22 protein-coding genes and 2 pseudogenes are annotated in these 20260 nt (G+C 36.1%); 15 read left to right on the top strand and 9 right to left on the bottom strand.

Annotation, left to right across the window (positions count from 1 at the left end; genetic code table 11):
• The first annotated feature begins 104 nt into the window (after window positions 1-104).
• The 4 genes from NBW37_RS02015 to NBW37_RS02000 are packed head-to-tail and all read left to right on the top strand — an operon-like array spanning window position 105 to window position 3672.
• A complete protein-coding gene (locus tag NBW37_RS02015) occupies window positions 105-977 on the top strand; it encodes a hypothetical protein (protein ID WP_250296708.1) in 873 nt (290 codons plus the stop codon).
• The gene (locus NBW37_RS02010; protein ID WP_250296707.1) at window positions 970-2640 is read left to right on the top strand and encodes a portal protein; all 1671 of its coding nucleotides are present in this window, start codon (window positions 970-972) and stop codon (window positions 2638-2640) included. Before NBW37_RS02015 ends, NBW37_RS02010 begins: the two co-directional genes overlap by 8 nt.
• Window positions 2630-3163, top strand: coding sequence for a hypothetical protein (locus NBW37_RS02005; RefSeq protein WP_250296706.1), 534 nt, complete (start codon window positions 2630-2632; stop codon window positions 3161-3163). The genes NBW37_RS02010 and NBW37_RS02005 overlap by 11 nt, the downstream gene beginning before the upstream one ends.
• Entirely contained in the window at window positions 3163-3672 is a 510-nt protein-coding gene (locus NBW37_RS02000) for a hypothetical protein (protein ID WP_250296705.1), read from the top strand. Before NBW37_RS02005 ends, NBW37_RS02000 begins: the two co-directional genes overlap by 1 nt.
• 242 nt (window positions 3673-3914) lie before the next feature.
• Here the strand turns inward: NBW37_RS02000 and NBW37_RS01995 are convergent, their stop codons facing one another.
• Complete coding sequence (locus tag NBW37_RS01995; RefSeq protein ID WP_250296704.1) at window positions 3915-4199, bottom strand: type II toxin-antitoxin system RelE family toxin; 285 nt, start codon at window positions 4197-4199, stop codon at window positions 3915-3917.
• Window positions 4180-4389: a DUF6290 family protein gene (locus tag NBW37_RS01990; RefSeq protein ID WP_250296703.1), complete on the bottom strand. Its 210-nt coding sequence runs from the start codon at window positions 4387-4389 to the stop codon at window positions 4180-4182. Before NBW37_RS01990 ends, NBW37_RS01995 begins: the two co-directional genes overlap by 20 nt.
• 97 nt (window positions 4390-4486) lie before the next feature.
• Here NBW37_RS01990 and NBW37_RS01985 point away from each other — a divergent pair, with 97 nt between their 5' ends.
• The 5 genes from NBW37_RS01985 (at window position 4487) to NBW37_RS01965 (ending at window position 8068) form a co-directional block, all read left to right on the top strand.
• Complete coding sequence (locus NBW37_RS01985) at window positions 4487-5422, top strand: hypothetical protein (protein ID WP_250296702.1); 936 nt, start codon at window positions 4487-4489, stop codon at window positions 5420-5422.
• A 39-nt stretch (window positions 5423-5461) separates the two neighbouring features.
• Window positions 5462-6334 (top strand): IS982 family transposase, encoded by an 873-nt coding sequence (locus NBW37_RS01980; RefSeq protein WP_250295817.1) that lies wholly within the window; start codon window positions 5462-5464, stop codon window positions 6332-6334.
• A gap of 59 nt (window positions 6335-6393) precedes the next feature.
• A complete protein-coding gene (locus tag NBW37_RS01975; protein ID WP_250296701.1) occupies window positions 6394-7023 on the top strand; it encodes a hypothetical protein in 630 nt (209 codons plus the stop codon).
• A 135-nt stretch (window positions 7024-7158) separates the two neighbouring features.
• Window positions 7159-7827: an AAA family ATPase gene (locus NBW37_RS01970; protein WP_250296700.1), complete on the top strand. Its 669-nt coding sequence runs from the start codon at window positions 7159-7161 to the stop codon at window positions 7825-7827.
• Complete coding sequence (locus NBW37_RS01965) at window positions 7817-8068, top strand: ribbon-helix-helix domain-containing protein (RefSeq protein WP_250296699.1); 252 nt, start codon at window positions 7817-7819, stop codon at window positions 8066-8068. Before NBW37_RS01970 ends, NBW37_RS01965 begins: the two co-directional genes overlap by 11 nt.
• 290 nt (window positions 8069-8358) lie before the next feature.
• Here the strand turns inward: NBW37_RS01965 and NBW37_RS01960 are convergent, their stop codons facing one another.
• Window positions 8359-8667, bottom strand: coding sequence for a hypothetical protein (locus NBW37_RS01960; RefSeq protein ID WP_250296698.1), 309 nt, complete (start codon window positions 8665-8667; stop codon window positions 8359-8361).
• Window positions 8664-9675 (bottom strand): IS630 family transposase gene (locus NBW37_RS01955; RefSeq protein ID WP_250295836.1). Its coding sequence is split into 2 segments (ribosomal slippage): window positions 8664-9161 and window positions 9163-9675, totalling 1011 coding nucleotides; the frame shifts between segments, so codons are not numbered across the junction. Before NBW37_RS01955 ends, NBW37_RS01960 begins: the two co-directional genes overlap by 4 nt.
• 114 nt (window positions 9676-9789) lie before the next feature.
• On the opposite strand from NBW37_RS01955, the gene NBW37_RS07800 reads away from it, so the two are divergent.
• The 6 genes from NBW37_RS07800 to NBW37_RS01925 all read left to right on the top strand — a co-directional run bounded on the left by NBW37_RS07800 (window position 9790) and on the right by NBW37_RS01925 (window position 14621).
• Entirely contained in the window at window positions 9790-9945 is a 156-nt protein-coding gene (locus NBW37_RS07800) for a hypothetical protein (RefSeq protein WP_250296697.1), read from the top strand.
• Between the two features lie 39 nt (window positions 9946-9984).
• The gene (locus NBW37_RS01945; protein ID WP_250295817.1) at window positions 9985-10857 is read left to right on the top strand and encodes an IS982 family transposase; all 873 of its coding nucleotides are present in this window, start codon (window positions 9985-9987) and stop codon (window positions 10855-10857) included.
• Window positions 10850-11923 carry a group II intron reverse transcriptase/maturase gene (ltrA, locus tag NBW37_RS01940; RefSeq protein WP_250296696.1) on the top strand — a complete coding sequence of 358 codons (1074 nt, stop codon included), beginning with the start codon at window positions 10850-10852 and terminating at the stop codon, window positions 11921-11923. Before NBW37_RS01945 ends, ltrA begins: the two co-directional genes overlap by 8 nt.
• A 135-nt stretch (window positions 11924-12058) precedes the next feature.
• Window positions 12059-12931 (top strand): IS982 family transposase, encoded by an 873-nt coding sequence (locus tag NBW37_RS01935; RefSeq protein WP_250295817.1) that lies wholly within the window; start codon window positions 12059-12061, stop codon window positions 12929-12931.
• Window positions 12932-13014: 83 nt separating this feature from the next.
• Window positions 13015-13548: a hypothetical protein gene (locus NBW37_RS01930; protein ID WP_250296695.1), complete on the top strand. Its 534-nt coding sequence runs from the start codon at window positions 13015-13017 to the stop codon at window positions 13546-13548.
• A 61-nt stretch (window positions 13549-13609) separates the two neighbouring features.
• A protein-coding gene (locus tag NBW37_RS01925; protein WP_250295836.1) for an IS630 family transposase occupies window positions 13610-14621 on the top strand; the annotation gives its coding sequence in 2 pieces (ribosomal slippage) (window positions 13610-14122 and window positions 14124-14621; 1011 coding nt in all).
• A gap of 10 nt (window positions 14622-14631) precedes the next feature.
• Here the strand turns inward: NBW37_RS01925 and NBW37_RS01920 are convergent.
• From NBW37_RS01920 to NBW37_RS01900, 5 genes and pseudogenes are all read right to left on the bottom strand, one after another.
• Window positions 14632-15009: pseudogene (locus NBW37_RS01920) on the bottom strand (IS4/Tn5 family transposase DNA-binding protein); the annotation flags it as partial.
• An 81-nt stretch (window positions 15010-15090) separates the two neighbouring features.
• Window positions 15091-15697, bottom strand: a pseudogene (locus NBW37_RS01915) (DUF6444 domain-containing protein); the annotation flags it as partial.
• A 315-nt stretch (window positions 15698-16012) separates the two neighbouring features.
• Window positions 16013-16282: a hypothetical protein gene (locus tag NBW37_RS01910; protein WP_250296694.1), complete on the bottom strand. Its 270-nt coding sequence runs from the start codon at window positions 16280-16282 to the stop codon at window positions 16013-16015.
• Window positions 16283-16342: 60 nt separating this feature from the next.
• Window positions 16343-17608: an MFS transporter gene (locus NBW37_RS01905; RefSeq protein WP_256466273.1), complete on the bottom strand. Its 1266-nt coding sequence runs from the start codon at window positions 17606-17608 to the stop codon at window positions 16343-16345.
• Window positions 17609-17853: 245 nt separating this feature from the next.
• Window positions 17854-20223 carry a hypothetical protein gene (locus tag NBW37_RS01900; protein WP_250296692.1) on the bottom strand — a complete coding sequence of 790 codons (2370 nt, stop codon included), beginning with the start codon at window positions 20221-20223 and terminating at the stop codon, window positions 17854-17856.
• Window positions 20224-20260 lie beyond the last annotated feature (37 nt).

Raw genomic sequence — 20260 nt, 5'->3', positions numbered from 1 at the left:
TTACAATGTATTTTACTAGTTAAAAACCAGGATAAAGTACTAGGCTTTTTTCCCTTGACCTTTTTGATGCACCTTTGATTTTGGCAGCTCATGGACTGGGTAATGTGGTAGCTAAAGGTGGAAAAGCAGTAACAGGTCTGTTTAAACAGGGCAGAGAGCCGGTGCGTAATGTAGTTAGTCGTGGTTTTGATGCTGCAATAAAAGACGTACCAAATATTAAAGTAAATGATGTGGGAGAGTTCTTAAAGAGTACTACTAAGGAAACTAGCAATCCTTTTCAAAGAATTGTTGCTAAGGATTTAGCAAAGAAGTTTTCTAGTAAAGATGGAAATTATACATCCAAAGAATTTGCCGATATATTATCAGGACTCAGGGAATCTTCTCGAAATTTAGCCAAAAAGTATGATGTACCAGAAAATCAGATCAGAGATATTGTAAGCAAACTAGAAGAACGCTTTTTACTGCTACGTGCCAATGTCAGTAAAACAATGGGACTACTAAGTGGTGCAAGTAGTGCCTTAGAGAAAGGGAACGTTAGAAAAGTAGCTGAGATATTTAGTGAATTACCGGAAAAAATTGCCATTGATAATGGAGTGTTTACTAAGGACCAAGTAATTAGAGGTTTTTTACTGGAAAATGCTGATGCTATTAGAAATAAGTTTATAGCACCTGTTGCTTCAGAGAAATTAGCAGAGTTTGTTAACAAAACAGGATCGTTTGGTAATTTATCTGCGGAATTGGTGAAAAAAACTTTAGCAGAAATAGGTCTCAATGGATTTGCAGATGGCAAAATTGCTAAGTTATTTGCTCAGTATTCTTTTGGTTCTGCTAAAGATCCAGTAACACGAGAATTAATGTCAGCTCTGCAAGGCAAGATTATCGAAGAACAAAGTGGTTTCATTTTAGAAATGCTCAAAAAAGCAGCGATGAGTGGTGGTAAAGTAGCATTGCGTGGACGAGTGAAAGAAGATGACTAAGCTCGAATATCTAACAAGACTGAGGAGTAGCTGGTTTGATTATTGGAGTCAAAATATCGAGCAAGCACGGCGGCAGCATAAGTTCGTGATCATGGGGCAGCAATATACTGAAAATGAACAGCGAGAGCTGCTAAATATTGGTGCAGAACCAATAGTCTTTAACGTCACATTTGCAATGGCTGAGAAGATTTTAAACACTGTGCGTGGTAAAAAGTATGACTTAGAGCTAAAGGTAAATGGTGAAAGCCCTGACCCTGAGGTGATGCAGTTTATGCACGGCTCTATCACTGATTTAATCTTTAGTCAAGATCACTATGTGGAATATAGTAAGGCACTTAAAGAAGCAATTATCGGTGGCTATTCAGCGCTCTATATTGGTTTTGGTTACAACAATGAAGATATTGAAGATGATGAACTGACATTTAAAATCAGAGCAATAAACGGTACTGAAAGTTTCTTTTTTGATCCACACAGTAATGAGCCACATAAGGGTGATGGACGTTACTGTGGTATTATTCATCGCTTATATAAAACAAGCCTAGAAAAGATGGGTTATTCGCAAATTGCCGAATTGGAATTTAAAGATAAAGATACTGTTCCTTATATTGAAGTTACTGATTTGTATTTAAAAAAGAATGACGGCATAACTTTTTATCGCTTTACAAATGAGAAAATTCTTGAAACTAAGGAGTTGTATGGTCATAGACATTTACCACTGGTATTTCATGGTGGCTGTTCTCATTATATTGATAATCATGAGGTAACAAGACCACTTGGTGTTGTGTGTCACTATGCACAGAAAGCCTATAATCATTGTATGGCAATGATAAATTATGGTGCTAAATACTTTCAAAATCGCTATTTAATGCCACAAGCAAGTGTTAGCAATGATAAGGCTCAGCGCTTTGCTGATCCTCGTGAACTGTTACTAGAATATGCGCCGGTTGATGGTATGCAGCCTATTGTTATACCGCCAACTGGTTCTGATCCAAACCTCGCAATACTAATGCAGCAAGCTTTGAGTCTGTTGTCGCAAATTTGGAGTGACACTACGAGCATTGTGAAGGACAGCAAATATTCATCTGCCGCTGCTTTGCGGGACAAGTTGAGGGAAAATGAAGGTAGCGTCACTTCCTACTATTTTGCTCATCAAATTACTCTAGGTCAAGTAGGGAAAGTCCTGCTTTCCCTTTTGCCGTATCAATTAGCACAAGATGATGAGACTTTAGATATTTTAGTTGATTTCAGTAGACAAACAAATGTGAAAATTAAAATCAGTGAATCTTTAGAAAAACAACGTGAAAAGGATAATGAACTGATGCTGAATGTCATGCAGTACCTTGGTGCGAATGGTCTTGCTAATCAGCAAATAAGTATCGAACTTATAGCGGAAATGCTCCTGAATCAAGATACAGTGAGCAGTAAGATTTTACGTGATAAAGTGCTGAGTGTTGGTCAGCAGCAGCAAGCACAAGCTGCACAGCAAGCACAGCAGCCAACAGAACAGGATATTAAATTACTTGAGATTCAAACAAAAAAAGAAGCTGCAGAACTGAAAGCCAAAGTTGACTTAATAGCTGAGCAGTTAGCTGTTTTGCGGGAGCAGATGCGTAATGCTCATGAAGAAAAAATGCTGAGGGAGAAGAGTAGCGATGGAGCTTAAAATACGAAAATTTCCATGTCCAAAAAAACTTAAAGGTGTTCCTGAAAATGTTTTAAGCATTGATCTTGGCAAGAACATTGGTCTTGCCTATGTGAAGGACAATACACTTTATTGTGGTAGCTATGTTTTAAACGTTGAAAAATGGCGGCTGAGTGGAGAGACATTGCGCCGGATTAGTGATGAATATCGAGGAGTCATTGATTTATTACTATTTGGAAATCAAGAAATGGATTTAGTACTGCTAGAAGATAATCAGTATTTTTTCAAGCAAAGATATATTCGTGGTAGCCACATGTCATATTATAAAAAGCTACAAATGGTGGTAGAAGGGTTATTTTGTTTGCACTGGAGGGGTGAAGTTAAACGCTATTTTGGTGGTTCATTGAAAAAGAGATGTTTTGGTACAGCACGTAAAGAAATTGTGAAAGATCGTATTAAGAAAATGCTTGGTGTTTCTGGGATGAACGACCATATGACAGATGGCATAGCAGGACTCTTTGCTGGTATAAAAAGGGAGGAATAATGTTTGGAGATTTATTTGATTGGCTTTTTGGTAGTTCTAAAGCTAATCGCCAATTTGAAAATAATATCGGAGTACAAAAAGAGTTATATGGTCGGTATAATAAATTCATGGATAGTCTTGGAGGCCTCGGGAAAGGTGGTCCCGGAGGATTTATCAATCAAATAGCATCGCAATACAAAGAAGGTCCTTATCAGCAGTTCATCAGCAATCAAATGAATACCGCGCTGGGTAACAACTTACGTGCCAGCGGACTTGATCGATCAAGTTATGGTCTGTCTAAAGTTGCAAGTTTAAACTCTGAGCTTGCCTCTAAGGGTTTAAACGACTTTATCAGTTCATCTTTAGGTGGATTGCAAAGTCTTATTGGCGCCCATGGGCTTGGCGGGCAAATTGGTCAAAATCTAGGTGGTGGTTATACTTCTTACGGAAAATCTTTAAATGATCGTTGGGTAGCTATGAATCAAATGCTAGGAGGACTTGGTGGAGCTGTAGGTAGGACTTTAGCTTGATTTTTTATACTATGTATAGTATAATATTAATATTATATGAGATAAAATGATTTCAGAAGGGACTTATATCGGATTTATGTTTATATTCTGGGCTTGTGTGTTGGGTTTGTTTTTTGGTTTCGGTCCATGGATAGAGGGTCTAATTTATCTTGGATTGTTTTTAATAGTTTTTTAGTAGTAGAGAAGTTAACTCAGAAAGGAAGGAGTGGTGTATAAAAATATATTAATGTTTATAGAATGTTTTAATCTCCGTAAATGTATTCTCTATGCTCTATTGCAGTAATTATTACTATACGTTCTGATTTAATTACTCGATAGATCAAGCGGTAATCACCTGTTCGTATTCTACGGTGTCCTTTGAATTCACCAAGCAAGGGATCCCCTGCCTTCTCAGGAGAAAGTGTAAGGCGCTCTTTTACGATTTCTTTTATCCTTGCCCATATTGTCTTAGGAAGGTTTGGAATATCTTTATGAACTACATTTTCCTCATAACAGATTAAGTAATTATCACCAGTTGATGTCTTCATGCCTAATGAATTTTGCATTTCGAGTGTCGCGTTGAACAGCGAGTTTGGCTATCGCCATATCTTCTTCATTTTCAATTGCTTCTTGTATAAACTGCTCTGCTAGCTCTTGAACTGATTGGTTTTTTACTTTAGCTAGACGAGCAAGATCTTTTAAAACTTTTTCACTAATATTAACGCCTGAATTTGCCATAAGTTTTACCAAAGTCTACTACTGTAACAATTATACAACATTTTTCTGAATTTTTCAATAAATTAGTGTATGCTAAAATTAATTTAAAGGATGAAAAATGCTATCTCAAGAGGATATTGTTTTATGCCGCAAAGACTTTGGTTTCTTTGCGTTTCAAGGCATGCTACGAGTATTTAACATTAGACTCAATTTAAAGAGAGAGAATGGTAGCAAAAACTATCTGTGGCTGCTCTTTAGCAGTGTTAATCGGTTGGTGTTTGAAAAAGCACATAGCCAGTGGTGGAACATACCGCCACGTTGCGCTAAAACAACGCTCGGCTTTGTTTTTCATGTAGCTTTTGCCCTTGGCAACAATCCTAGGGCAAAATTTATGTACATTACTCATCAAAGGGATTTAATGCGTGAGAAGATGAATGAACTGCACATTGTCCTTGAGTCTCCATTTTATCGGCAAGTTTTTCCCAACGTGAGAATAGTTGGGCGCAGAAGTACAAGAGTAATAAGAACGAAAGAAGGAGGTTTTGTTAATGGCTTTTCAATATCAGGGCATGTAACAGGTACTGGAGCTGGGGACAGCTCACTTGATTTTGATGAAGGTCGAAAGTATGGTGGCTGCATCATCCTTGATGATCTACACGATGCAAGCTGCGCTTACAGTCGAGTGTCACTAATCAGTGCCTGTCAGAAGTTTGAGCAATGCATAACTTCAAGGCGCAACACTGCTGACACACCATTTTTAGTGATTGGACAGAGAATTAGTGTTTACGACATCTTTGGTTATTTGGATAAAAAGTCAGAGCGACAGTTTGAAAAGATCATCATTCCAGCAGTGCTAGAAGATGGCACCAGCATTGATGAAAACAGACTGCCGATGGAGGAGCTAAGGATTAAGGAAAAAGCAGAGCCTTATGTTTATCAGTCGCAATATATGCAAGATCCTCCAGAGCCAAAATGGCGAATATTTCGTCAGGAAGACTTTAAGAACCCCAGTTGCGGATTAGAAGTCAGTGAAAAAGATAGGGAAATAGGGTAAACTCCGGAAACATATTATCAAAAAGTAGAGAGGTTACCCATGAATAAAAATGTAACAGAATTATTTTGCTTTGTAGACGATTTTTGCAAGGCTATAAACAAAAATTTCGCAGAAAAACTCCTGCCAAACAGTAAAAAACCTACCAGAACGCCAGAGATTACGCATTCTGAAATTCTTACTATAATTTTACTTTATCAACAATCTAGATGTGAGGACTTTAAATCTTTCTATACATATTATTTGAAAGCACTATATGGATCTGAGTTTCAAAATTTGCCAACATATAGTAGATTTATTAGGCTAAAACCGAGGGTTTTATGGTATTTAGCATTACTTTTGCAATGGCTATGTGAGCAGTCGAAAATGACAGGGATTTCGTACATAGATGCAACATCTATCGCTGTTTGCCATCCAAAAAGAATCTCAAGAAACAAAGTTTTCAAAGGATTGGCAAAGCTTGGAAAGACTACATATGGCTGGTTTTTTGGTTTTAAATTGCATATGGTAATTAATGAAAAAGGTGAAATTCAAGGAGTTACACTTACTAAAGGTAACGTTGACGACAGAAAACCAGTACCAAAATTAACTGAAAAACTGACTGGTCTTTTGTTTGGTGATAAGGGCTATATAAAGAAAGAGCTCTTTGCAAAACTCTTCGATAGAGGACTAAAACTCGTTACCAAAGTAAAAAAAGGTATGAAAAACACATTAATGCTACTTGAAGAAAAGATTTTTTTAAGAAAAAGGTCGATTATTGAAACAGTTTTTGGCTACCTAAAAGACAGACTTGAGCTTGAGCATTCAAGGCACAGGTCTCCAATAAATTTCTTGGTGCACGTCTTTTCCACATTAGTTTCATATTCCATGAAGCCTAAAAAGCCCTGTATTTCTAGATTTTACTATATTGATTAATCCGCAACTGGGGTTTTAAGAAGATTGATTTTGCTTATAAGACAATTGGCGATAAAGATTTGGTAGCATTTATAGATCTAAACAGTGGTTCAACTAAAACACTCGATAGAACGGCGGTGGGAGTATTTCAGCCGTTTTTTATGAAGAGTGATTTTACATATGAGCCAAAACGGTGTGGAGTATGGGTGGATTTACTGGCAGAAAAGTTAGACCCAGCTACGATTGAATTGGATATTCATAAATTTTTGAGAAAGTACGAACAGAGATTACATGCTGTGGTAGTGGAAAAACATGGTATAGGTTTTAAAGTTATAGCTGATTTACACAGGCTATTACAAAATACAACAATTCATGGATCGACAAGAGCAAAATCAAAGAATGAGGTATTTCATTCTTGTGATCAATTTGTGGGACAGGGGCATATATTTCTTGAGAGAGAAGATCGAGATTTTCATTATGTGATGTTTGATGAGTTTGAAAAGATACATACTGAAGCTGAAAATCAGCGCACGGATGATATAGTTGATGTTGGGTGTGAATTTATCATATGGTGGTGTGAAAGAAACCGTCTAGGAATAGCTTGTCCTGAAGATATGTATAATCCTGCAGTATTGAAGAATGACGCTGTAAATGCCGTTTCCGTTCGAGCACGAGCACCTTTTTCTTGTTTGAGTGTTTGTGATACTTAGTTATTCACAATTTTGTTGATAATTAGATGAATAAGCCTCTTCTCTTATTTGTGACATACTGACATACTGACATACTGACACATTGACATACTGACACATTGACATCATAGTGAGGTTAAAGTTCGAAGGTTTTCTATGTTGATAGTTGTTGGTGGTCAGAAAGGTGGTTGTGGTAAGACAACTATAGCTACAAATATAACAACGATGCGTGTTATTAAAAAAGTGGATGTTCTTCTCTATGATATTGATCCACAAAGAACAGCTACTCTGTGGGCCTCTCGTCGAGATGAGAATGACGATCTACCGAGAGTTGGCAGTAGTCAAAAGGTTCTAGACAAACGAACGATTAATGTTGGTACAGTAATTAGAAATGAATTACGTGCTTTACAGTCAAAATATCAAGATATTGTTGTTGACGCAGGTGGTGCTGATAATGAAGCATTAAGAGCTGCTTTATCATTAGCTGATCTAGCTATATTTCCTATTATTCCTTCTGAATTTGATATGTGGACATTTGAAACTCTTAGCAATTTAGTTGCTAGTGTTTCGGGGAATCTGAGCGCAAAAGTCTTACTTAATAGAGTAAGTACTAATCCAGTTACAGCTAAAAAGGAAATTGAGGACTGTGATGATTTCTTAAGTGATTTTGATAACCTAACGAGGTGCGATAATTTCTTAAGTGAACGAGTTGCAGTTCGACGTGCCTCTGGCAAAGGTATGGCAATTATTGAATATAAACCAGCTGATACAAAAGCAATTGAGGAAATGGAGTCTGTTTACAAAGAGGTTTTAAATGTCCAATAAACGGATTCCCAAGGTTTCAGAAAGTAGATTGGATGAAACACCTAGTAACTCTGCGGTAGGTTGTACAAGGGATGATCAATGGGCAAATGCTTTCATTAAGAAAATGGAGCAAATGCATCGACTGACGGTAAGGTTGCCTCTTGATTTGCATCAGGAGCTAAGAAAAATAGCATTTGAAACCAAAACTAGTAGCACTGCTATCATAGTAGAAGCAATAAGAAGATATTTAAATTGTGAATAACTCACATATAACTCTTTCTTCTTTTACAACTAAAATAGGGGGCACTTTCGACTTTTATAATAAGAATATACTGTAAAAACTATATTATATACTTTTATATATAGTATTGTAGATAACTTTTTAAATTTAGAAAAAATAAAAGGATTTTTTTATAGTTATTTATGGTAAATACAAAACCATTTATGTAAAAACTTGTATAGTTACCAAGTTTTTATTGAGTTTTTTTTCAATTAAGCAATAAGAGGACCACTTTTAGGTGAAACGTTAGTATTTTTACTCTTTTTTATAGGCTAAGGTGGTGGATCAGACTCGCACAGCCTGTCGTAATCCTTTAGAACATCAAATGGATTTTCTCTAATACAAGACAGTATATGACGTACCTCCCGCATTATCCCCTTCCTATTGCGAACATACTTCTTGTTGAAAAGAAAAGAAACATGCCGCCGCGCGATCAAGAAAAAGTCCTTTTCCGTGTCAACACCAATTCTGATCATTCTGTCTTTAAACCTGTTAAAAAGCAGTTTTAATCGCCTCTGCAACTCTTTCCTTACGTATATCTCAAGAGAAACTCCTCCTCGCTTGCTTATACCAACCCTCATAAATAACTAGACAAATAATTCACAGAGCAAATGGTTTTGATCGAACTTTCCGTAATATCTCGAATAAATTCAGATACAGCATTTTCAAGTAATTTAATAGAGTCATACATCTTGTTCTTTATTATATTTTCCTTTAAATGTTGCCAAAATCTTTCCACAGGATTGAGCTCAGGCGAGTACGGCGGCAAATAAATTATGGTGATATTTTCAGGAGTTTTTAAACCTTTAGACCTATGCCAACTTGCGCAATCCATGATAAGAAAAGCTTCTCTAGTCCCCAAATCTTTCGACATCTGCTCCAAAAATATGTTCATGCAATCTGTGTTTACATGTGGAGCAAGTAGGCTAATATCCTCTCCATTCCTGGGATTTACAGCGCTGTAAAGATAGAAGTTTTCTCTTCCGATTTTTACTTTAACTTGTGTTCTTGAGCCCTTTTTAAACCATCCATGTCCAACTTTTGAGTGCGTTCCAAATCTCGATTCATCGAAAAAAAACCTCCTTTTTCCGGTTCTTTTCCACAATTTCATTGAGATTTTTTTTGAACTCCTCTTGTTTGTTTTTGTCTTGTTTATAATGTGCTGGACGAGGTGTGATATATGTAAATCCTAGCTTCTTCATAAGCCTTCTCGCCGTTGACTCACTTACTTTGATAGCTAACATTCCTTCAACTATACCTTGCAATTTTTTAGCAGTCAGATTTGCCCCATCTTCTTCTATTACCTCTCTTATTTTTTCCTTCTTCTCCTCGTTCAGTTTTGGTTTAGGTCCTCGCCCTGGCTGTATTGCAAACCCAATAACACCTTTTTCTTTAAATCTTGCAATCCATTTCATTAATGTCGTTCTCGTAATTCTATATATTTTAGCAACTTTTGAGATACCATACTCCTTTGCTGATATTATTGCTTGTAACCTTCTTCCTATCTCTCCTCTTATTCCATATTTTTTTAATTCTAACTTGCATTGATTATATAGTTCTTCTCCTATTGCTTTACTTTTTCCTGCCATAAACTACATATTTATTCTTTCTAGCCTCAATTATTTGTAGTTTTTACTATTTGTCTATCTATTAGTGGAGATTGGTATTATAAACAAGTATCGAAGAATAAAGGAGCTGCTGGTGTGGATGAGGTTTCGATAGCAAAGTTTGAGGAAAATCTAAAAGATAATCTCTACAAACTATGGAATCGGATGTCATCTGGAAGTTATTTTCCAGAGCCTGTAAAAGACCCCAGTTGCGGATTAGAAGTCAGTGAAAAAGATAGGGAAATAGGGTAAACTCCGGAAACATATTATCAAAAAGTAGAGAGGTTACCCATGAATAAAAATGTAACAGAATTATTTTGCTTTGTAGACGATTTTTGCAAGGCTATAAACAAAAATTTCGCAGAAAAACTCCTGCCAAACAGTAAAAAACCTACCAGAACGCCAGAGATTACGCATTCTGAAATTCTTACTATAATTTTACTTTATCAACAATCTAGATGTGAGGACTTTAAATCTTTCTATACATATTATTTGAAAGCACTATATGGATCTGAGTTTCAAAATTTGCCAACATATAGTAGATTTATTAGGCTAAAACCGAGGGTTTTATGGTATTTAGCATTACTTTTGCAATGGCTATGTGAGCAGTCGAAAATGACAGGGATTTCGTACATAGATGCAACATCTATCGCTGTTTGCCATCCAAAAAGAATCTCAAGAAACAAAGTTTTCAAAGGATTGGCAAAGCTTGGAAAGACTACATATGGCTGGTTTTTTGGTTTTAAATTGCATATGGTAATTAATGAAAAAGGTGAAATTCAAGGAGTTACACTTACTAAAGGTAACGTTGACGACAGAAAACCAGTACCAAAATTAACTGAAAAACTGACTGGTCTTTTGTTTGGTGATAAGGGCTATATAAAGAAAGAGCTCTTTGCAAAACTCTTCGATAGAGGACTAAAACTCGTTACCAAAGTAAAAAAAGGTATGAAAAACACATTAATGCTACTTGAAGAAAAGATTTTTTTAAGAAAAAGGTCGATTATTGAAACAGTTTTTGGCTACCTAAAAGACAGACTTGAGCTTGAGCATTCAAGGCACAGGTCTCCAATAAATTTCTTGGTGCACGTCTTTTCCACATTAGTTTCATATTCCATGAAGCCTAAAAAGCCCTGTATTTCTAGATTTTACTATATTGATTAATCCGCAACTGGGGTTAAAAGCTGTAGCAATACCGAAAGGTACTGGAGGAGGAAAAAGAATTTTAGGTGTTCCTTCAGTATTTGATAGGATAGGGCAAACGGCTGCTGCTATGTATTTGGAGCCGCTAGTAGAAACAAAATTCCATGAGGATTCATATGGTTATAGACCAAACAAATCAGCACTGGATGCGGTAGATACAGCACGCAAAAGATGCTGGAGGTACAATTGGGTGATAGATCTTGATATATCAGGATTTTTCGACAATCTGGACCACGAGTTGGCATTGCAAGCTATCAAAAAGTACACAGACTGCAAATGGATCATACTGTATGCTGAAAGATGGATGAAAGCTCCAATTCAGCAAGCAGACGGTAGTAGGGTAGTTAGGGATAAAGGAGTTCCGCAGGGAGGTTCTGTAAGCCCAATCATTTCTAACATATTTATGCATCATGTATTTGATGAATGGATGAGAGAGAAGTACCCGACAATACCATTTGAGAGGTATGTAGATGATGCGATAGTACACTGTAAAACTCTCAGGCAGGCAGAATTTATGAAAGTAATGATCGAAGAAAGATTGGCTGAGTTTAAACTGAGGTTGCATTCTGAAAAGACACAGGTAGTATATTGTAAGAATAGCAACAGTAAGAATGCATTTCCTAAACAAAGTTTTGATTTTCTAGGGTACACTTTTAGACCTAGAGAAGCAAAGAGTAAAATAGGGAAATATTTCGTTGGATTTCTACCTGCGATTAGCAATAAGGCCAAGAAAAAGATCACTCAAACCATAAGGTCGTGGAAAATATACCAATTTACAGGAAAAAAGTTAGAGGAAATATCAAAGGAAGTAAATCCAATAGTCAGAGGCTGGTATCAGTATTATGGCAGGTTTTACCAAACGGAGATGTATAAACTGCTTAATAATGTAGAGAGGCACCTAGAAAAGTGGGTAAAAAGGAAATATCAGATTGGAAAAAGACTAGCGAGGAAACTTCTAGGAAAAATGAGAAAAGGAAATCCGAATACTTTCTACCACTGGAGTCTAGTATGGGAATCAAAGGACTGAATAATGGGAGCTGTGTGAATCGAGAGGTTCATGCACAGTTCTGTGAACCCCAGTTGCGGATTAGAAGTCAGTGAAAAAGATAGGGAAATAGGGTAAACTCCGGAAACATATTATCAAAAAGTAGAGAGGTTACCCATGAATAAAAATGTAACAGAATTATTTTGCTTTGTAGACGATTTTTGCAAGGCTATAAACAAAAATTTCGCAGAAAAACTCCTGCCAAACAGTAAAAAACCTACCAGAACGCCAGAGATTACGCATTCTGAAATTCTTACTATAATTTTACTTTATCAACAATCTAGATGTGAGGACTTTAAATCTTTCTATACATATTATTTGAAAGCACTATATGGATCTGAGTTTCAAAATTTGCCAACATATAGTAGATTTATTAGGCTAAAACCGAGGGTTTTATGGTATTTAGCATTACTTTTGCAATGGCTATGTGAGCAGTCGAAAATGACAGGGATTTCGTACATAGATGCAACATCTATCGCTGTTTGCCATCCAAAAAGAATCTCAAGAAACAAAGTTTTCAAAGGATTGGCAAAGCTTGGAAAGACTACATATGGCTGGTTTTTTGGTTTTAAATTGCATATGGTAATTAATGAAAAAGGTGAAATTCAAGGAGTTACACTTACTAAAGGTAACGTTGACGACAGAAAACCAGTACCAAAATTAACTGAAAAACTGACTGGTCTTTTGTTTGGTGATAAGGGCTATATAAAGAAAGAGCTCTTTGCAAAACTCTTCGATAGAGGACTAAAACTCGTTACCAAAGTAAAAAAAGGTATGAAAAACACATTAATGCTACTTGAAGAAAAGATTTTTTTAAGAAAAAGGTCGATTATTGAAACAGTTTTTGGCTACCTAAAAGACAGACTTGAGCTTGAGCATTCAAGGCACAGGTCTCCAATAAATTTCTTGGTGCACGTCTTTTCCACATTAGTTTCATATTCCATGAAGCCTAAAAAGCCCTGTATTTCTAGATTTTACTATATTGATTAATCCGCAACTGGGGTTGTGAGGGGCTGGTGCATAAGTGTTGAAAGTAACACAAAAAAGACATAAAGAACTATTATTGCAAGAAAATGGAGGCAATAATGGATCAAATAGAAAGAGTACTAAATTTAATAAAAGATGAGGATTTAGAAAGGCTAGGAAAATTAAGTGAAGTAGATAAATGTAATACTAAATTGTTGGGCAAGATTATATTTAAAGGTCTAATGAAGTTAATATTAATGGGGCAAAAAACAAGCCTAAGAGCGCTAGAAATGGTAATAAACAGGTGTATAATGGATAAGAATAGCGATAAAAGTACAGTAACATACAGTGGTTTGTCAAAAAGGTTAAAAGTTATAAATCCAGAATATTTTAAGGGAGTATATATTGATTTGATGAGCAAGATTAAAAAGCTATTACCCCAAAAAACATCAAATAACTTACATAAGTTTGATTCGACGATCATAAATTTATCGGGATATCTCATAAAAGATGGGCTGAAAATAGGCGGTAAAAGTAACGATAGTCAAGTTAAAGTGAGTGTAGGATTAAAGGATCAATTGCCGACAAGTATAAGATTTTGTAAAGGACAAGAAGAAAGTAGTGATACCAATCTCCACTAATAGATAGACAAATAGTAAAAACTACAAATAATTGAGGCTAGAAAGAATAAATATGTAGTTTATGGCAGGAAAAAGTAAAGCAATAGGAGAAGAACTATATAATCAATGCAAGTTAGAATTAAAAAAATATGGAATAAGAGGAGAGATAGGAAGAAGGTTACAAGCAATAATATCAGCAAAGGAGTATGGTATCTCAAAAGTTGCTAAAATATATAGAATTACGAGAACGACATTAATGAAATGGATTGCAAGATTTAAAGAAAAAGGTGTTATTGGGTTTGCAATACAGCCAGGGCGAGGACCTAAACCAAAACTGAACGAGGAGAAGAAGGAAAAAATAAGAGAGGTAATAGAAGAAGATGGGGCAAATCTGACTGCTAAAAAATTGCAAGGTATAGTTGAAGGAATGTTAGCTATCAAAGTAAGTGAGTCAACGGCGAGAAGGCTTATGAAGAAGCTAGGATTTACATATATCACACCTCGTCCAGCACATTATAAACAAGACAAAAACAAACAAGAGGAGTTCAAAAAAAATCTCAATGAAATTGTGGAAAAGAACCGGAAAAAGGAGGTTTTTTTTCGATGAATCGAGATTTGGAACGCACTCAAAAGTTGGACATGGATGGTTTAAAAAGGGCTCAAGAACACAAGTTAAAGTAAAAATCGGAAGAGAAAACTTCTATCTTTACAGCGCTGTAAATCCCAGGAATGGAGAGGATATTAGCCTACTTGCTCCACATGTAAACACAGATTGCATGAACATATTTTTGGAGCAGATGTCGAAAGATTTGGGGACTAGAGAAGCTTTTCTTATCATGGATTGCGCAAGTTGGCATAGGTCTAAAGGTTTAAAAACTCCTGAAAATATCACCATAATTTATTTGCCGCCGTACTCGCCTGAGCTCAATCCTGTGGAAAGATTTTGGCAACATTTAAAGGAAAATATAATAAAGAACAAGATGTATGACTCTATTAAATTACTTGAAAATGCTGTATCTGAATTTATTCGAGATATTACGGAAAGTTCGATCAAAACCATTTGCTCTGTGAATTATTTGTCTAGTTATTTATGAGGGTTGGTATAACAGCAAGGGCTGTATGCATTACTGTACCTTTACCTCCTTTCCCAGCAATACTTCCCAATCCGCTTGTTTTTTTATGACTTGAGTATGAAATATAAGTTGTATCTTGAATTACAAGGACTCTTTTATGAGCTTTTGTTCTTTCAACTGTTTTATCAATGTGTGAAGCTAGAATATCAACTTCTTTTACGTTCTCATTTTGAAAAAAACGATATGCAGCTTTTGCTTCTGACCAACTTCCGCATGCCTCATTAATTGAGCTTTCAGGTGAACCTATCACACTATTAGCAATATTCACTAATCTTTCGGTCAATCTTTTATCTCCAAGTGAAGCATCTCCAAATTCATTTTTAGCCCACTCATTACTCTCGTTTGCCATTTTTATACCATCAATATTTGCAAACTCTAATATTGTAATACTTTATTCATAAGTACATCTATATTTGTGGGTAATAGTAAGATTTGATATGCTACCGACGCTTATGTTCAAATTGAAGATATCATTTATGATGCTAGCTACTTCGCGCTTTGAATTTTTATAAAACCCACTGAGTGCTGCAACTACTGACTTAACCCTTGGGCCAAATGTATCTGGCGTAACACCCTCTGGTAACTTGCTACTCCTTCTTTTTCCGCATCTCTGACAACGGCCATGTTCCAACTATTACATAAGCCTTAATCTCCGGAAGATCTACTTTCTGATGAATATAAGGTTTTTCGCATATTGCAATCTTCCCTCCGCATTCGCAAGTAGGTGACAACTCTATCTTTATCACCTCATCTGCTTCCATTTTAGCACGATAATTACCCTTATGCCCAACTTGACCACCAATCTTTCTTTCGCTTTTTGGCTTTTCCTTTTTCATTTTGTATAATTCTTTTGAACTGGGAATTGATGAGTTTTTTGAATTTAAACCTAGCCTTTCCTTTAATTCAGCGTTCTCTATCTTTAAAGCCTCATTCTCTGCTTTTAAACTTTCATTCTCTCTTTCCAATCTTTCTATTTTTGCTTCTAACTTTTCTATTTTTTGCTGTAAATTTTTGCAGAGTTCTAAAAGGTTTACCATACTACCTCATATTTACCCTATGATTATCTTTATTATCTTGCTTTGTCTACCTTATTTTGCCGCTCTGCTGAACGGACACCAGTGCTTGACACTGGGATCCAGATTGGGCACTAAGTTGGTAAACACGAAAGCGCTCTACAACGTTTTTGATGGAACTGTGCAAAAGGACTGGATTCCAGTGTCAAGCACTGGAATGACACCCATTTGTTCCTATAGTTGTCTTTTCTCGTCTACCTTATTTTGCCACTCTGCTGAACAGATACTACAGCAATTGAACAACCAGCAAAAACAAGGTCTCAGATCATGAATAGTGTTTTATTTTTGAAGCTTTTCAATTTCACTGACTGGCAATCCAGTAAATTTGGCAATAGTATTAATATCCATTTTATCAGCAAGCATTTCCTTAGCAACTGCTATTTTAGCCTGTTTTTCGCCCTCTTCTCTGCCTTTTTCATGTCCGATTTGGATGCCTTCTTGTCTACCTTTTGCAGTAGCATCAATGTGCACACCATATTTCTTGCGCTTTTCAGATCCCTTCTTTCCGAAGTGTTTAGAGATAACATCTTCAAGACCATCAAGGGTCATATTCGCAAGTACAGGAGATATGACACCCTTTCCCGGTCTATCAAATCACATAAGAGAAAACTAAGACCAATCAAATTTTTTATCTTGTGGCTTTATTTGCAATATTGCTACCACACTGATCAATAAGCAGAAGACTATATAAAGCCCAGCAGCAAAGTTTATTTGAGGAAATGTTATAGTAAACCAAGTGCATATCATAGGAGTAAATCCTCCATGTAACGCATAAGAGATGTTACGTGATAAGCTCACACCACTAAATCTAACATTGGTAGGAAAAAGTTCAGCAGCAACTATTCCTATAGGATTTATACCCCTCTCCATTATAGAAAGAGCCATTACACTCAGCATAATTATAAGATAACTTTTATAGTAGTATGCAGTAGATAACATAGGACAACACAATACCGTAGTAATTACTATGAATAAGATTGCAGTGCGCTCTTTCCCCACTTTGTCAGCCAACATTCCAAACGCTATTGAAAATATTGGCATTAATATACTGGTTATAATGAGCACAATTTCATTGACATATGTTGTTACATATGTCTCAACCGACACTATTTCTTTTGCAATTGTTCGAAGAAATATGGTAAATCCAACAGTAACATTAACAGGTACAGATATTAAAATAGCAAGTATCAGGGCTCTCTTGTAGCGTTTTATAAGCTCTATTATTGGCAAATCAGATAAATTCCTTTGTTTTCGATTTTCTTCATATGCTGGAGTTTCTCCTAATGTGTATACACTATATGCGCTGATTAACCCCAAAACAAATGAAAAAGTAAACGGCAGCCTCCAACCCCAAGTGTTAAAGTCAGTGTTTTTTTTGCAGATGATTACTGCAATCACAGAGAGCAAGATGCCAATGGAGCGACCAAAACTTATTATTCCAAAAAACATTCCTAGTTTTTTCTTATTAGGTAAATGCTCTATGAGATAAACAGAACTGCCTCCTTGTTCAGCGCCAAGCGCAATCCCTTGTGTCACATGGATTGCAAGAAGCAATATAGTAGAAGTTATACCTATTTTGCTATAATTTGGAATAAACGCAACGAGACTAGACGGAATCGATATTAGCAAGATAGCAATCGTTAATGCCATTCTCCTTCCATACCTGTCACCAATGTGACCAAATATGAATGCGCCAAGTGGCCTTACCATAGCACCCAGTCCTGCAATTCCAAACAATTGCAGTATGCTGTAGTAGATATCTTTTGCACAACAAAACTCTCTGCTAATTATGTTAACCAGATCGATAAAGAGCATATGGTCATACCATATTGCGATTCTGCAGAGAATAGCTGATATCAACACCCTTGTTTGCACTAAATTTTATTTGTAAATGTTTGCTTATTTCATTGTGGCTGCTTTTTGGGATTTTGCAACCTAAGGTGTGGGGTTAACTTTTTTATTATGGTGTGTGATAATTGCAGTGTTATTAAGTTTAGTGGTAAAGTTATAATAGATATAGCCTATTTAGCAGCACTCTATCTCTTCTGAAAACAGTAGATGCAATTTCTATAACACTATCAATTATATCTCTCCTACTTATTTGAACATTTCCCCTCAATTTATATTGAAATACCTTTCTTAATATCTTTTTCTTGTTGTGACTCAGCAATACGTTTAGTCCAATCCAGTGGTCTTTTATTTCTGTTAGCTAATGCAATTCTATTGCGATCATAACCATCAGTGTGTTCTGTTAAAGTATCTCCTCTTTCTTCTTCTATTACTCCAGCTTTCAGTTGTGCTGCATCTTTTTCTAGCAATTTATATAGTTCGCTATTTTTATCTACAATTGAATTAGTGTCATTGTTTTCTTGTTCTGCCACTGTTTTTATGTCTGTTGAATTGTCTTTTAGCAACCCGGCTGCTAATAAATGTTCTTTGGTTTGTTCACTAATTCCTTTTTGATCCACTGGTTTTAGTGGAAACTTCTGAGTTTCTTTATCCAACTTACTGGTAAATTCCGTAAGTAGAGTATCATCTCTTTGTTCAACATTCATTAGACTCGCTTTTAACTGTCCAGGATTTACTTGAGATTGTTCATGATTGGCATGAGTTGGAGATGAATAGCCTGAATCGTTTGCTTTTATGTCTGTTGAGCTGTCTTTTAGCAACCCATCTTCTTTATCTTGTGGCAGTTTATCAGTAGAATCAACTTGCCTTAACCCTCTATTATCTTGCTGTGATCTATCTCTGATTTCTTTAAGAAGATTTTCAAGTGGACTTTGTTCAATGTTCTCTAAGCTCCTCCTTGGCTGCTTAGGATCTACTTGAGGTTGAGCATGAATTTGAGGTGAATAGCCCGAGTCACTTTTGCTATTGGGTTTTGGAACAGAAAGTGGTTGTTTACTTTCTTCCCACTCAGCATCACGGTTATCACTGTCATGTTCATGTATATTTGAATAAGGCAAGTAAGGAACTTTGTCCTTTAATGTTTTTAATATAGAAGACGTTGATTCATTTTTCCTGCCTCCTTCCATTGATGCTTTTCTATCATCAACATCAATGTGCCGTAAGTTGTTTTTCTTGAAATTTCTGATGTCTTGTAACAGATCGCCTTTGTTATTTCCTTCTTGTTGCTGGGTTTTAGGTTGTTGCTGATCATTAGGTGTTTGCTCACTTCTATCTGGTTTTTGGCTTCCAGGTATAGCATGTCCAAATGTAGGATTGTCATAACGTTCATCTTTTTGCCTATTATCTTGGCTTACAGACTTGGTGAAAGCAGAACTGTCCGAAGGATCAGAAGTTGCACCTTTTTGCTGATTATTAGGTGTTGGATTACTCTGTTTATCTCTTTGCCCACCATCTTGGCTCACAGGCTTGGCAGAGGCATTCCTCCCTTGCTCATTGACAACATTTTCTTTAGGTGTAGTTCTAAGTGGTGGAGGTGGAGGAGTTCTTTTTTGTTGCTGACCATTAGGTGTTTGCTCATTTCTGTCTAATCTTGGATTTTCAGGCTTTTGTTCATCGTAAACATCTTTTTTAAGCGAACTAGTTCTAGGTGGAAGTGGCGGAGGAGTTCTTTTTTTCTGTGAATCCTCTTTCTGGCTTTTATCACCTAAACCATTTTCACTATTAGACCGTGATATAGTGGACTGAAACCCAACTTCTTGTTGTGGTAGATGTGAGAATAGACCACCTATTACGCTCTGATCTTTTAGATTCATTTGAACAGGTTTTTTGACCTCTTGTTCAATATCTCTACTGTTACTTTCTATAAAAGTTTCAGATGATTCTTTCATCTCATTCGCTTTTCCTTGTCCTTTTTCCCTGAATTCTATTTCATGCAAGAATAAACCACCTATTTTTACATCTCTGTTTGCTTCTAACCGTTCTAGAGAAAAATCATCACCTTTAACAAGGTCTACACCGTTAGCATCAATCTTAATTTTGATCTCACATTCTTTCCCCTCCGCATACCACTTTAAAGTCATTTCATATGAACCATCAGTTACGACATAATGTCTTATTTTTTTCCCTCCTTCTTCGGCAACAAAACCATGCATTCCGCTCTTTCCATCACTATGCAACGTTGAAAATCCCGAAATTCCTTTCTTCTGACAAAAATCACTGTTTAAAAATTCGCTGATTTTAAACTCTTTTTTGTTATCTCTCAGCGTAATACTTGCGTGATTACCGTATATTGAAACTCCTGCAACATCATCAACATACTCTTTCAACCTTTCTTTAACTTCACTTTCAAGGTCTTGTCCAGCTTTCTTTGTCTTGTCGCATTCCTGAAGAATAACTCCATATGCTTTATTTTTGTTTTCTTCTTCGTCCCAATTCCAGTTGGCGTGTTTTGTTAAAAACTTTACTGTGTTAAAATCAACTCTAGCATTATAAATTGGGTCGTCTTCCTTTTTTATTTTATCAAATAAAGGAAAAATTTCTTGAATGCGCTCATTATAAATGTGTTCTTGTTGTGTATCCATATACCCCTCACTAATAACCCTCTGCCTTTAGTTCTAG

The sequence above is a fragment of the Wolbachia endosymbiont of Oedothorax gibbosus genome (genome assembly GCF_936270145.1).
In the GTDB taxonomy this organism is placed as follows: domain Bacteria; phylum Pseudomonadota; class Alphaproteobacteria; order Rickettsiales; family Anaplasmataceae; genus Wolbachia.
The sequence above is the reverse complement of the archived record's forward strand: the minus strand, read 5'-3'. Positions and strand labels throughout refer to the sequence as shown.

Bases quoted from the DNA above. Each gene is read 5' to 3' on its own strand.
- NBW37_RS01930 (WP_250296695.1), top strand. From the start codon at position 13,015: ATGGAGGCAATAATGGATCAAATAGAAAGAGTACTAAATTTAATAAAA.
- NBW37_RS01960 (WP_250296698.1), bottom strand. From the start codon at position 8,667: ATGAGGGTTGGTATAAGCAAGCGAGGAGGAGTTTCTCTTGAGATATAC.
- NBW37_RS01900 (WP_250296692.1), bottom strand. From the start codon at position 20,223: ATGGATACACAACAAGAACACATTTATAATGAGCGCATTCAAGAAATT.
- NBW37_RS01965 (WP_250296699.1), top strand. From the start codon at position 7,817: ATGTCCAATAAACGGATTCCCAAGGTTTCAGAAAGTAGATTGGATGAA.
- NBW37_RS01970 (WP_250296700.1), top strand. From the start codon at position 7,159: ATGTTGATAGTTGTTGGTGGTCAGAAAGGTGGTTGTGGTAAGACAACT.
- NBW37_RS02000 (WP_250296705.1), top strand. From the start codon at position 3,163: ATGTTTGGAGATTTATTTGATTGGCTTTTTGGTAGTTCTAAAGCTAAT.
- NBW37_RS02010 (WP_250296707.1), top strand. From the start codon at position 970: ATGACTAAGCTCGAATATCTAACAAGACTGAGGAGTAGCTGGTTTGAT.
- NBW37_RS01945 (WP_250295817.1), top strand. From the start codon at position 9,985: ATGAATAAAAATGTAACAGAATTATTTTGCTTTGTAGACGATTTTTGC.
- NBW37_RS01990 (WP_250296703.1), bottom strand. From the start codon at position 4,389: ATGGCAAATTCAGGCGTTAATATTAGTGAAAAAGTTTTAAAAGATCTT.
- NBW37_RS01980 (WP_250295817.1), top strand. From the start codon at position 5,462: ATGAATAAAAATGTAACAGAATTATTTTGCTTTGTAGACGATTTTTGC.
- NBW37_RS01995 (WP_250296704.1), bottom strand. From the start codon at position 4,199: ATGAAGACATCAACTGGTGATAATTACTTAATCTGTTATGAGGAAAAT.
- NBW37_RS01935 (WP_250295817.1), top strand. From the start codon at position 12,059: ATGAATAAAAATGTAACAGAATTATTTTGCTTTGTAGACGATTTTTGC.
- NBW37_RS01910 (WP_250296694.1), bottom strand. From the start codon at position 16,282: ATGACCCTTGATGGTCTTGAAGATGTTATCTCTAAACACTTCGGAAAG.
- NBW37_RS01985 (WP_250296702.1), top strand. From the start codon at position 4,487: ATGCTATCTCAAGAGGATATTGTTTTATGCCGCAAAGACTTTGGTTTC.
- NBW37_RS02005 (WP_250296706.1), top strand. From the start codon at position 2,630: ATGGAGCTTAAAATACGAAAATTTCCATGTCCAAAAAAACTTAAAGGT.